10 protein-coding genes and 1 tRNA gene are annotated in these 12,049 nt (G+C 58.2%); 8 read left to right on the forward strand and 3 right to left on the reverse strand.

Annotated features, from left to right (window positions below; all coding sequences use genetic code 11):
• The first annotated feature begins 1 nt into the window (after window position 1).
• The 3 genes from creC to CLU84_RS16610 all read left to right on the forward strand — a co-directional run bounded on the left by creC (window position 2) and on the right by CLU84_RS16610 (window position 3,344).
• Window positions 2-1,465, forward strand: a complete 1,464-nt coding sequence (gene creC, locus CLU84_RS16600; RefSeq protein WP_099738508.1) for a two-component system sensor histidine kinase CreC — start codon at window positions 2-4, stop codon at window positions 1,463-1,465.
• Between the two features lie 176 nt (window positions 1,466-1,641).
• A complete protein-coding gene (creD, locus tag CLU84_RS16605) occupies window positions 1,642-3,075 on the forward strand; it encodes a cell envelope integrity protein CreD (RefSeq protein WP_099738510.1) in 1,434 nt (477 codons plus the stop codon).
• Window positions 3,072-3,344, forward strand: a complete 273-nt coding sequence (locus tag CLU84_RS16610) for a hypothetical protein (protein ID WP_099738512.1) — start codon at window positions 3,072-3,074, stop codon at window positions 3,342-3,344. The genes creD and CLU84_RS16610 overlap by 4 nt, the downstream gene beginning before the upstream one ends.
• 64 nt (window positions 3,345-3,408) lie before the next feature.
• On the opposite strand, the gene mutY is transcribed toward CLU84_RS16610, so the two are convergent.
• The 3 genes from mutY to mutM form a co-directional block, all read right to left on the reverse strand.
• Entirely contained in the window at window positions 3,409-4,476 is a 1,068-nt protein-coding gene (gene mutY, locus CLU84_RS16615; RefSeq protein ID WP_099738514.1) for an A/G-specific adenine glycosylase, read from the reverse strand.
• Window positions 4,477-4,480: 4 nt separating this feature from the next.
• Window positions 4,481-6,478: a dynamin family protein gene (locus tag CLU84_RS16620; RefSeq protein WP_099738516.1), complete on the reverse strand. Its 1,998-nt coding sequence runs from the start codon at window positions 6,476-6,478 to the stop codon at window positions 4,481-4,483.
• 246 nt (window positions 6,479-6,724) lie between these two features.
• Entirely contained in the window at window positions 6,725-7,564 is an 840-nt protein-coding gene (gene mutM, locus CLU84_RS16625; protein WP_099738518.1) for a bifunctional DNA-formamidopyrimidine glycosylase/DNA-(apurinic or apyrimidinic site) lyase, read from the reverse strand.
• Window positions 7,565-7,614: 50 nt separating this feature from the next.
• On the opposite strand from mutM, the gene CLU84_RS16630 reads away from it, so the two are divergent.
• The 5 genes from CLU84_RS16630 (at window position 7,615) to CLU84_RS16650 (ending at window position 11,967) form a co-directional block, all read left to right on the forward strand.
• Window positions 7,615-9,402 (forward strand): tetratricopeptide repeat protein, encoded by a 1,788-nt coding sequence (locus CLU84_RS16630; RefSeq protein ID WP_099738520.1) that lies wholly within the window; start codon window positions 7,615-7,617, stop codon window positions 9,400-9,402.
• On the forward strand, window positions 9,399-9,929 hold the full coding sequence (locus tag CLU84_RS16635) for a lipoprotein insertase outer membrane protein LolB (protein WP_099738522.1): 531 nt from the start codon (window positions 9,399-9,401) through the stop codon (window positions 9,927-9,929). Before CLU84_RS16630 ends, CLU84_RS16635 begins: the two co-directional genes overlap by 4 nt.
• A gap of 63 nt (window positions 9,930-9,992) precedes the next feature.
• Complete coding sequence (ispE, locus tag CLU84_RS16640; RefSeq protein ID WP_099738523.1) at window positions 9,993-10,847, forward strand: 4-(cytidine 5'-diphospho)-2-C-methyl-D-erythritol kinase; 855 nt, start codon at window positions 9,993-9,995, stop codon at window positions 10,845-10,847.
• 39 nt (window positions 10,848-10,886) lie between these two features.
• Window positions 10,887-10,963, forward strand: a tRNA-Gln gene (locus CLU84_RS16645).
• Window positions 10,964-11,007: 44 nt separating this feature from the next.
• On the forward strand, window positions 11,008-11,967 hold the full coding sequence (locus CLU84_RS16650; RefSeq protein WP_099738525.1) for a ribose-phosphate pyrophosphokinase: 960 nt from the start codon (window positions 11,008-11,010) through the stop codon (window positions 11,965-11,967).
• The last annotated feature ends 82 nt before the right edge of the window (window positions 11,968-12,049 follow it).

The raw sequence follows: 12,049 nt of genomic DNA on the forward strand, positions 1-12,049 counted from the left end.
GATGCGCCTGGGCCTGCGTCTATTCTTCGCTTTCTTCCTCATCAACGGGCTGGCCGCATTTTTTGTGCTGCGCGTCTTTATGGTGGAAGTCAAACCCAGCGTTCGCAAGGTGACTGAAGACACGCTAGTCGAAACCGCCTATGCGCTGGCAGCGCTTGCCAGTGCGGACTTGGCCAAAAACCTGTTTCAGCCGGGCCAAAGCGGCCCCTTCGCGACCCAGCTATCGAACTACACGCAAAAGCCCATTCAGGCCTGGATCTGGGACGCCCGCAAAACCACGCTGGACATGCGTATCACCGTGACCGATGCACAAGGCATTGTGCTGTTTGACTCGCAAGGCAAAGATCAGGGCTCAGACTATTCACGTTGGCGCGATGTCTATCTGACGTTGCGCGGCGAATACGGTGCGCGCACCACAAGAGCGGTCAAGGAAGACGAGTCCAGCAGTGTGATGTATGTCTCCGCACCCATCATGGTGAACGGCCAGATTGGCGGTGTACTCACAGCCTCCAAACCCTCCAGCTCGGTACAGAAAATCGTGGATAGTGCAGAACAAAAAATTCTGCGTGGAGGTCTGCTGTTTGTGCTGCTGTCTGCTGGCGTAGGCTGCGCCGTGACCTGGTGGTTTGTGTTGCATGTACGCCGCCTGCGCAACTATGCGCAGCAGGTTCAGGCACCCACCCTCAATGAATCGACCCACCCTGCGCAGATGCCCCAGCCTGTGGCCGTGCCCAATATGCCCGGCGAGCTGGGCGAGCTGGCTCAGGCCATGGACACCATGCGAAAACGCCTTGAGGGGCGCGACTACATCGAAGGCTATGTGCGCGCCCTCACCCATGAGCTGAAAAGCCCTGTCGCCGCCATACGTGGCGCGGGCGAATTACTGCAAGACGACCTGCCCACCCCAGACCGCATCATGTTTGCCAAGCAGGTTGTGGACCAGAGCCTGCGCCTGCAAAACCTGATTGACCAGCTACTGCAACTGAGTCGACTGGAGCAGCGCCAGCAGCTGGATAAAACCCATAGCTGCAGCCTGATGGAATGTGCGCAGCAGGCCATGAATGCCCTGCAAAGCACCGCCCAGCAGCACGGCATTGCGCTGCAGCTAAAAGGCGCAGACAGCCACGGCCCATGGGAGGCTGGCCTTGTCACCCTCGCCATCAGCAACCTGCTGCAAAACGCGCTGGATTTTTCGCCTGAAGATCGCGTCATCACGCTTGAGTTGAGCCCGCATCGCATCACCATCAGCGATCAAGGCCCGGGCGTGCCAGACGTCATGCTGGCCCGTTTGGGCGAGCGTTTCTTCACCACACCCAGACCTAATGGCGAGCGCAGTGGCACCGGCCTTGGCCTGTCCATCGTCACCCGCATCATGCATCTGCACGGCGGCAGCATGGCGATACGCAATCTGCACCCAGGACTTGCTGTGACTCTGGACTTCGCTCCTGAAAATCAAACCCACTAAGAGAGGCTAAAGCTACAGGTTTACGGTTGAGACAAGACGAAGCAACGACGTATCAAGGGTTGCGTTAGGGTCTCTAAGGAATGAAGCGCGACTTCACACTCGCTTCACAGACTTCATTTCATCCACACAGTCGCTGAAGACACTGCCTCCTGAAACCTCATATTTCAGGAGCAAGCATGAAAAACCGACTGCTATTCAAAACAGTCTCACTGCTGATCGTTCTGGCAATGCTCATGTTGGGCTTGTCCATGATTCAGGACGTGGTTAAAGACCGCATCCGTAACCGTGACTACGCCGTGCAAAGCGTGGTATCCAGCCTGGCCGGATCACAGACGCTGATAGGCCCGGCGCTGGTGCAGAACTGCACGGAAACCACCAGCAACCCCAACGGCAAGAAAATCGAATACACCACGCGTGAATTTCAGCGTCAGTTGCTGCCCGACAGCGTGAGTCACAACGCCAGCGCAGCCATGGAAGAGCGCTCACGCGGCCTGCACCTGATCAACGCCTATGTGCTGCACGACCAGATTCAGGCCAGCTTCACCAACGCCGATCAGCTTGCCCAGCCACCCAGCGCAACCGGTGCCGCCAAAGCCACCGTCAGCTGCGGCAAGCTCTATCTGAGCTTTGCCCTCAGCGACCCGCGCGGTATTCGCAGCGCGACTGTTGAAGCCAACAACAAGGAGCTGAACGTGGAGTCCGGTACCTCGCTGGAGCACTACAGCAAAGGCATTCAGTCCGAAATCAACCCCGCCACACTCAAAAAAGGCGAGCCACTGAGCATCAGCCTCAAACTGCAGTTGCTGGGCACTGAACGTCTCGCCTTCACGCCCATAGGCGCTGAAAACAAAGTAACTCTGACTACCGACTGGCCACACCCATCGTTTGGCGGCAGCTTTCTTCCCGCCCGCCGTGAGGTGACGGACAACGGCTTTACCGCCAACTGGGAGATCTCCTCACTCGCCACCTCGGCCAGCACCGCCTTCACCCGCCAGCAAGGGCTCTGCAGTTCCGGGTATGGCGACAGCGAGCCAGACTACACCGTAACCAGTGCTGCGCGTGCAGTCGCATCGGGCAACGGCCCCTGCCTTGAGACCATGAACACGGAGTTCGTCAACCCCGTCAATGTCTATTCGCTGAGCGACCGTGCCACCAAATACGGCTTGCTGTTTGTGATTCTGACTTTTGTGGCCGTCGGCCTGTTTGAGGTCATGAAAAAGCTGCGCGTTCACCCTGTGCAATACCTGCTGGTGGGCTCTGCGCTGTGCAGTTTTTTCCTGCTGCTGATCAGCCTGTCCGAGCATCTGGGTTTTGCCACTGCCTATGTCATTGCCGCAAGCTCCTGCGTCGCACTGCTGGCCTTCTACGCCAGCCATATTCTGGGCAGCATCAAGCGTGGCCTGCCGTTTGCCGCAGCCATCTCTGCGTTGTATGGCCTGCTCTATGTGCTGCTGCAACTGGAGCAGACCGCTCTGGTCGTCGGCTCTATTGCGCTGTTTGCCGTGCTGGCTCTGGTCATGATCTGCACCCGACATGTGGACTGGTATGCCTTTGGCCAAAGCGATAGCGATGCACCAGCCAAAGCAGTGGCAGACAAGGAACTGGTATGAACACCGTCCAGCATTCGCGTGAGATTCAAGCCCTGCTGGCCATCTCATCGCAGCACCTGCTCAATGAAGGCAGCGTGCATCAATACCAGCAGCTCTGGCTGGCTGCACAAAGCAGTGGCGACCGTGCAGCACAGCAGACCGTTCGCCAGCATGTAGCGGACGCCGGGCGACTGCTGCAAGCACAGCGCAGCAACCCACAGGCCAGAGCGCTGTGGCTGGCCTTGATGAGCCTGCGCTGCTCCATGCTGATGCCGCGCCTGCGATTCTGAAACTATCTACCCCCAGCAAAAAAGGTGACATGCGTCACCTTTTTTGCTGGGACAAAGCCAAGACTCAGGCCAGCTCAGAGTCCAGCAGTTTGCGTATCGGCGCAGGCAAGCCCAGCTCAGCCCAGCCTGTGGCATTGACCCAGCAGGATTCATCTGCTTCAAAAACCATAGCTGCCTGCGCTTGATCCATAGTGATCAGCACCGGGTGAAGGTGCAAATCCTTATGCGTCAGCACATGCAGAAAACCGGGCAGGTCTTGCCAGCGGTGCGCAGCACTATCAAGCCAGGTCACGTTTGCAAAGCGCTTCAAGGCCTCATAGCTGTCAAAGACTGGCGGGCTGTAAAGCCCTGCCCAGATGCCAACTTGCGGACGCTTTTGTAGCCATACGCGACGCTGACTATCCACGGCCACCAGCAGCCACCACGCTTCAGATGTTCGTTTGACCTTGCGCGTGCGCACCGGATAGGCCTCAGGGTTGCCAGCGCGTCCGGCACGGCATTCATCGTGCAGCGGGCAGACCAGGCAGCCGGGCTTGCGCGGCGTGCAGATGCTGGCGCCCAAATCCATCATGCCCTGCGTGTAGCGCGGCATGGCTTCGTACAAATTCTCTGTGGGGCAAAGCTGCTGCGCATGCACCCACAGCTGCTTTTCATTTTTAGACTGCGCCAGATCGCCATCAAAGGCCAGCACGCGCGTGAGCACCCGGCGCACATTGGCATCCAGAATCGGCACGCGCTCAGAAAAGCAGAACGAAGAAATCGCACCAGCGGTCGAACGGCCAATGCCAGGCAGTGTCGCCAGCTCTTCGGCAGTCTGCGGAAAAGCCCCGTCCCATTGTTCCATGACGTTCTGCGCGCATTTGTGCAGATTGCGGGCGCGGCTGTAATAGCCCAGACCGCTCCACAGCGCCAGCACGGCATCTTGCGGTGCAGCGGCCAGACTGGCTACGTCAGGGAATGCATCCAAAAAGCGCTGGTAGTAGCCCAGCACGGTGCTGACCTGAGTCTGCTGCAGCATGATTTCAGACAGCCAGACACGGTAAGGATCACGGGTTTGCTGCCAGGGTAAATGATTGCGGCCATGGCTGGCCTGCCACTGCACGACAGCAGTGGCAATCGAAGGAAAAGTCAAGATTTCAAGCTACCAGGTTGATGTCCAGCGGCGCGGAAGTGGTTTGGGCGCGCTCAGACCATAAAGGCACCAGCAACTGGGCTGATGCGCTGATCAACTGCCTCTGCAAAGAGCCCAGATGAGCCTGCGCATTTTCCATGTCGGCAATGCGCTCCTCCAGATCCGTGGCTGCGCCGCTGATGCGGTCGACCGCTTCCAAGCGGCGCGTGTAACTGCGTTTACGTTCACGTAATTGTGCATCGACAGGCGCAGTCAGTGATTTGCTCCACATTTCCACATCGTTCGATGCCGCTTCAAACACGGTGCGCAGACGCAGCGCCAGCGCCTTGATCAATCGCTGCGAAAAATCTGCACTTGTGAGTTTGAAGGCACTGCTCAAGCCCAGGTACTGGGTGTAGCTGCCTTCGATGCTGTGCAGGTCCTCAGTGAAGTCGGACAGCATCAGCGCTGGCGGCACCTGCAGAGAAAAGCTGAATTCAGCATTGAGCTCTCTGAATGACGTACTCATCAAGTTCTGCATTTCTTCGGCCTGCGCAAGCACCCGGACGGCCACCGCATGCAGTCGCTCAAACGTCTGCTCATAGATCTTGCGCACACCCAACTTGAGGCCACGCTGATCCAGTGCTTCTTTGAGTTCAGTCAGCTCTTTTTTCAAAACCGCCGAGCTGAGCAGCTGAAAAATATCCTTGAGCATGCGCATGTGCACCGTGCGCATGGCCTGAACTTTGGTCGAGCTCTGGTCAAACTCCTGGTTCTCACCCTCGATGCGCGAGCGCATGCCGGCAATCACACTGGCGTTCTTGCCGCGCAAGCCGCACAGCTCAGCCAGCTGGTCGTCCAGCTCTCTGCGGCGCATATTAATAACTCGGTCCACCTGCCCCTGCAGTTGCTGCACATTGGCATGCACTGCGGCCTGCAGCACCTTCTGGCGCTGACCCATGATGCCGTTGGCCAGCAAGTCCTCAAACGCGGGCAGGCCGCTGGCTTGCAGCAAGACATCGTTGCGATTCACCTTTGCGACCAGACCCTTCTGGGCAGAAACAGGTAATACCTTATCGACCGAGACACCCAGCAGATTGGCCGAGTCCTGCTGCTGCCTGCGCAACTGCGCCTGCACCTGCGCGCCAGAGCTGAGGCTGTCCCACAGCGTATCGACCTTGTTGAGCACCACCAGGCGCGATGCAGCCAGCGCATCGTCTCTACCAGCCTTACCTGCACCAGCGGGCAGCACATGATCACGCCAGATGGCAAGGTCGGACTTGGTGACGCCCGTATCAGCCCCCAGCACAAAGACCACGGCATGGGCCTGGGGGATGAGGTTGACCGTCAACTCAGGCTCTGCACCCACGGCATTCAAACCAGGGGTATCCAGAATCACCAACCCCTGCTTGAGAAGCGGATGCGGCATGTTAATGAGCGCATGGCGCCACATGGGCACTTCCACCCAGCCATCGGCATCCACCATGGGGTTATCGGCTTCATCGTCGTCATGCCAGAAGCCCAGCCTTCTAGCCTGGTCGACGGAAACCTTGCGCACATCGGCCACCTTGACCAGCGTGTCTGCAATCTGCTGCGCATTACCAACATCCAGCGGGTACTGCGCCCATGCATCGCTGCGCACACGCCACTGGCCCAGACTCTCTGGCGACTCACGCGTGTCAATGGGCAGAAGGCGCAAGCTGGGCATCAACTCAGCCTCCCAGCCCAGCTCTGCCGGGCACATGGTGGTGCGGCCTGCGCTCGCAGGCATGAGGCGACGGCCGTAGTGGGCAAAGAAGATAGCGTTGATCAGCTCTGATTTTCCGCGCGAGAACTCGGCCACAAAAGCGACCATGACCTTGTCTCCGCGCATCTGATCTTCAAGGCGCTGCAAGCGCTCCTGCACGGAGGAGTCCAGCAAATCCTGCGCCATCAGCCATTCCCGCAGTTCCTGCAGCTGCGAGGCAAAACCTCGTCGCCACGCACCATGTTGGCCAAACTGCTCGTTGAATGAAGCTGTCACGTCTACCTCTCTTGTTTGTGCAAGTCGCCCAGTCAGCGAACACTACCAGCCTGATCAAAATATAGCATTGGCCATTGCCAGGGCTGTCATGCACTGCAGCACACCGAGTATCGGCGCAAGTCTGCTAACTCTGTATCAAATACGCGCGCATCTGGCACCGCACTGTGTCATATCAGACAATAGTGCTGAATTTTTAGTCAAAACAACCTCAAGCGCCCATGAAACAAGCGCTAGCAGCTATCAAATTCAAAGAGCTTTTGCCTCTTTCTGGCAGCGGGCGCAATAAAAGGTGCTGCGCTGCCCCTGCTTCATCAACTTGATGGGCGCGCCGCAATGCGTGCAAGGCAGGCCCTCGCGGCCATAGACCTTGGCCTGCAGCTGAAAGTGCCCTTCCATGCCATTGGCCGCAGAAAAATCTCGCAGCGTGGTGCCGCCCTTCTCCACCGCCAGAGCCAGCACAGAGCGAATCGCCTCATACAAAGTTTTGACCTTGCGTGGCCCCACATCACGCGCCGGTGTGGCCGGGTGAATGCGCGAGTGAAACAGCACCTCAGAGGCATAGATATTGCCCACCCCCACCACCACGCTGCCGCTCAGCAGCAATTGCTTGATGGGCGTGCGGCTGGCGGCCAGCCCGGCCTTGAAGCCATCCAACGTGAAACTGCTACTCAGCGGCTCCATGCCCAAGTGGTCAAGCAACTTGCGCGCCAGTGCATCGCCCTCATCAGGCACATAAATCACGGCGCCAAAACGGCGCGGGTCATGCAGGCGTAAAAGACCGTGAGAAGTTTTCAGGTCAAAGTGGTCGTGCGTACCCGCGCTGCCCAGCGGTGCCTCGTCAACCCCCACAAAGCGCAGGCTGCCCGACATGCCCAGGTGAATGAGGAGCAGCCCCTCACTCAAATCCACCAGCAAATATTTACCGCGGCGACGCACGCCCAGCACCTCGCGCCCGACCAGCGCCTGCGGCAATAGCCCCAGCGGCCAGCGCAAGGGTTTTCCCAAGGCTGCTGCATCAATGCGCGCACCCGCAATGCGGTCCGCAAAAGAGCGGCGCGTAACCTCGACTTCGGGCAACTCAGGCATGCAATCTCTTCTTCACCAAGTGTTCAACAAGCTTGGATTATTATGGGCCGATGGTTCATCCTCTACGTATTCAGGGACTCGCCGTGGCCACCGCTCTGGCCATGGGATCGGCAATCGCATCCGCCCAACCTGCCGACCCGCCACCCAAAGTGGACAGGACCGAGCAAGCGACTGAGCTTGAGCAAAGCATGGAGCGCGAAGGCAATCAGGCCGCCCTCTCTGCCGAGCTGTTCTATGAAATCCTGGTGGGCGAGCTCGCCGCCCAGGAAGGTGCCCTGAACGACGCACAGGCCCTGATGATGGAAGCTGCGCGCAGCAGCAACAACGAAAAGCTCTACCGCCGCGCTACAGAGCTGGCAGTTCAGTCCCGCTCTGGCGATCGCGCTCTGCGCAACGCCCGCGCCTGGCTGGAAGCCTATCCGGAATCACGCGATGCCAACCGCGCCGTGCTGCGCATTCTGGTGGCCATGAATCGCATCGCCGACTCGGCCAGCTACCTGCGCCGCGAAGTAGAACTGACGCCAGCAGCCAACCGCAGTGCCACCTTTTTAGCCATCACCCAGCTCTACAACAATGCCTCAGACAAGTCTCTGGCCGCTGATGTGGTGGAGCAGGCACTGGAAATCGATTTCAAAGACCCCAAGAACGGCCCTATGGCCTTGGCTGCAGTCGGCCACATGCGTCTTGTGGCAGATCAAAAACAGGCTGCACTGCAAGCGCTGCAAAACGGTGCCAAGCTGAGTCCGGATTCGGGCGCCATCGCCCTGCTGGCAATGGAGCTGCTGGAGTCTGGCTCCACCGAAGTCGAGCCACTGGTTAAACGCTATCTTGAAAAAAATGCATCGCCCCAGCTGCGCCTGACCTATGCCCGCGTGCTGCTGGGCCAAAAGCGCAATGCGGATGCCAAGGCTCAGCTGCAACTCATCACCCGAGAGACCCCGGAATTCCCAGAAGCCTGGGTCATTCTGGCCAATCTGCAGCTGCAAGATAGCGAGCTGGATGCCGCAGATACTTCGCTGGCCCAGTTTGGCGCACTGCTGCCCAAGCTGCCCGATGGTGTGGGCCGCAATGCCGGTGAAGCCCAGTTTTATCTGCTCAAAGCTGAGCTGGCCGAAAAGCGCAAGCGCTATGACGAGGCCGACGATTATCTGCAGCGCATTCCTGATGCAGCCAATCTGCTGAGCGTGCAAGCGCGCCGTGCCGATATGCTGGCGCGTCAGGGAAAGGTACAAGAAGGCCGTGCGCTCATTCAGGCCACACCCGTCACCGGCCCCAATCAAAAGCGTCTCAAGCAAATCGCAGAAGTGCAGTTGCTGCGCGACGCGGGCCTGAATCAGGAGGCCTACACACTGCAGGCCGATCTGCAGAGCCAGTCCCCCAACGATGTGGAGCTGGCCTACGACACCGCCCTGCTGGCAGAAAGAGCAGGCAAGTTTGATGAAATGGAGCGCCTGCTGCGCGACATCATCAAGCACAAGCCCGACTTCAAGCATGCGTATAACGCCCTGGGCTACTCCTACGCAGACCGCAATATCAAGCTGGAAGAAGCGCAAGCCCTGATCCAGAAGGCGCTGGACATGCAACCCGGCGACCCCTTCATCACCGACAGTCTGGCGTGGGTGCATTTCCGCCGCGGCAATCTGCCCGAGGCAGAAAAACTGCTGGAGCAAGCCTATGCCACGCGTCAAGATGCAGAAATTGCCGCCCATCTGGGCGAAGTTCTGTGGGCGCAAGGCAAACAAGACCGCGCACTGCTCATCTGGCGTCAAGGCCTCAAGGAAGACAGCAGCAACGACACGCTGCTTGAAACTCTCAAGCGCCTGAACGCAAAGCCATGAAGCCCATTACCCAACTGCGCAAAACTTGGCTGACCCTGCTGATGAGCGGTGCGATTGGCAGCGCTTTGCTGACAGGCTGCGCCCTGCCAGAGCGCCAGCTGACGCCCGATGCGGCCGCGACCAGCCAGCACTGGTCAGGCCGCATGGCCTTGCAGGTACAGGACTCACAGCAACAATCCTTCAGCGCCGGTTTTGAACTGCAAGGCCGACCCGAAAACGGCACGCTACTGGTTTTCAACCCGCTGGGCTCCATCATCGCTCGACTGCAATGGACGCCTGCGGGGGCCACGCTGCAGCAAGGCGCGCAGATAACAACATCCGACTCCCTGCCGGAACTCATCACCCGCCTGACCGGCAACAACATCCCCGTTGCTGCGCTGTTTGACTGGCTGCAAGGCAAAGACACCGCAGTCACCGGCTGGAAAACCGATCTGTCGCGCATCGGCGAAGGCCGCCTGCGCGCTGACCGCAGCAGCCCGCCACCCGAGGCATCGCTGCGTATCGTGCTCGACCAGGAATCACGCTGACCCGCGACTTCTGGCCTGTTCTGGTGCTATCGTTGCGCCGTTTTTCTCCCACATATATTCGCCATGCACTCGCTTTATGACGTGCCGGCTCCGGCCAAGCTCAATCTGTTTTTGCACATCACAGGCCGCAGGCCGGACGGCTACCACCTACTGGAATCAGTCTTCATGCTGATTGACTGGCACGATGTAATGCACTTTGAACGCAGCCACAGCAGCCAGATCAGCCGTGAAGACCTGAACAGCGTGGCCCTGCCCCCAGACGATTTGATTACCCGCGCAGCCCGCGCCCTGCAACAAGCCACAGGCTGCACACAAGGCGTGCACATCGGCATTCAGAAGAATTTACCGGCGCAAGCCGGCATGGGCGGCGGCTCATCGGATGCAGCCAGTACATTGCTTGCGCTCAACCGTCTGTGGAAACTGAAGCTCTCACGCCAGGAACTGCAAACAATCGGTTTGACGCTGGGTGCCGACGTGCCATTTTTCCTCTGCGGTCACTCTGCCTGGGTCAGCGGAATTGGCGAAATCATTGAGCCACTGGATGGCAAAAATACCTTACCAGAGCAGCAGTTCATCATAATCAAGCCCGAGCAGGGACTGGAAACTGGACAGATTTTCACCAGCGATCTCCTGAAACGCGACACAAAGCCTGCTATAGTTGCGGACTTCGCTGCAGAGCACTACGGTTTTGGCCGGAACGACTTGCAGTCAGTCGCTGAAAGCTTGCAGCCTGAAGTGATGAAAGTCAGAAACTGGCTTGAGTCATTCAAACTGCATGCTAGAATGACGGGCTCAGGAAGTGCAGTCTTTGCACCAATGACACAGACAATTGATTTGAATAGTGCACCAAACACTTGGCAAATCAAAATCTGTAAAAATCTCGAATCTCATCCACTTTTGAGTTGGGTTTCTGGATAAAAAGTTTTAGGCTTTTTGTCTTCGACAAAAGACCTGTGTAGGGGAGTCGCCAAGTTGGTTAAGGCACTGGATTTTGATTCCAGCATGCGAAGGTTCGAGTCCTTCTTCCCCTGCCAAACATCTTCTTGCGTCATAGCAACCCACAGCACTGGGACGCACAATGCATTCACATCATTCTGATTTCATGGTCTTCACGGGCAATGCCAATCCAGGCATGGCCCAAGAGATCGTTAAGCACCTTGGCACTACCCTCGGTGCTGCTGACGTTGGCTGTTTCTCCGATGGAGAAGTTGCAGTCGAGATCAAGCAAAACGTTCGCGCTCGTGACGTGTTTGTGGTTCAGTCCACATGCGCCCCCACCAACGACAACCTCATGGAATTGTTGGTCATGGTTGATGCACTCAAGCGTGCATCCGCCGAGCGTATCTGCGCCGTGATCCCGTACTTTGGCTACGCCCGTCAAGACCGCCGCCCCCGCTCCAGCCGCGTGCCAATCACCGCCAAGGTGGTTGCCAACATGCTGCAAGCCGTGGGTGTCGAGCGCGTTCTGACCATGGATCTGCACGCCGACCAAATTCAAGGCTTCTTCGACATTCCCGTAGACAACATCTATGCAACCCCCGTGTTGCTCAATGACCTGCGCCAGAAGAACTACGAAGACCTGATCGTTGTGTCCCCCGACGTTGGCGGTGTGGTGCGTGCTCGCGCCCTGGCCAAGGAACTGGGTTGTGATCTGGCTATCATCGACAAACGTCGCCCCAAGGCGAACGTGTCTGAAGTCATGCACGTGATCGGCGACATCGACGGCCGCAACTGCGTGATCATGGACGACATGATCGACACCGCAGGCACCCTGGTCAAGGCAGCCGAGGTACTCAAGCAGCGCGGCGCCAAGAATGTGTACGCTTATTGCTCGCACCCCATCTTCTCTGGCCCAGCCATTGAGCGCATCGGCAACGGCACGGCTCTGGACGAAGTGGTTGTGACCAACACCATTCCGCTGAGCACCGAGGCTCAGCAGTGCGGCAAGATTCGCCAGCTGTCTGTAGCAGGCCTGTTTGCCGAGTCGATTCACCGGATTTCTACCGGTGATTCGGTGAGCAGCCTGTTTAGCGCTTAAAATCTCTGGCTTTTCGGGCTTGAGCCAAACAAACCTCCTGCGGGAGGTTTGACTGTTTCGAGTCCACCTCAAGAATCCAAGG

Source organism: Comamonas sp. 26, assembly GCF_002754475.1.
In the GTDB taxonomy this organism is placed as follows: Bacteria; Pseudomonadota; Gammaproteobacteria; order Burkholderiales; family Burkholderiaceae_C; genus Comamonas.

Bases quoted from the DNA above. Each gene is read 5' to 3' on its own strand.
- creD (WP_099738510.1), top strand. From the start codon at position 1,642: ATGAAAAACCGACTGCTATTCAAAACAGTCTCACTGCTGATCGTTCTG.
- CLU84_RS16610 (WP_099738512.1), top strand. From the start codon at position 3,072: ATGAACACCGTCCAGCATTCGCGTGAGATTCAAGCCCTGCTGGCCATC.
- ispE (WP_099738523.1), top strand. From the start codon at position 9,993: ATGCACTCGCTTTATGACGTGCCGGCTCCGGCCAAGCTCAATCTGTTT.
- mutM (WP_099738518.1), bottom strand. From the start codon at position 7,564: ATGCCTGAGTTGCCCGAAGTCGAGGTTACGCGCCGCTCTTTTGCGGAC.
- CLU84_RS16630 (WP_099738520.1), top strand. From the start codon at position 7,615: ATGGTTCATCCTCTACGTATTCAGGGACTCGCCGTGGCCACCGCTCTG.
- creC (WP_099738508.1), top strand. From the start codon at position 2: ATGCGCCTGGGCCTGCGTCTATTCTTCGCTTTCTTCCTCATCAACGGG.
- CLU84_RS16650 (WP_099738525.1), top strand. From the start codon at position 11,008: ATGCATTCACATCATTCTGATTTCATGGTCTTCACGGGCAATGCCAAT.
- CLU84_RS16635 (WP_099738522.1), top strand. From the start codon at position 9,399: ATGAAGCCCATTACCCAACTGCGCAAAACTTGGCTGACCCTGCTGATG.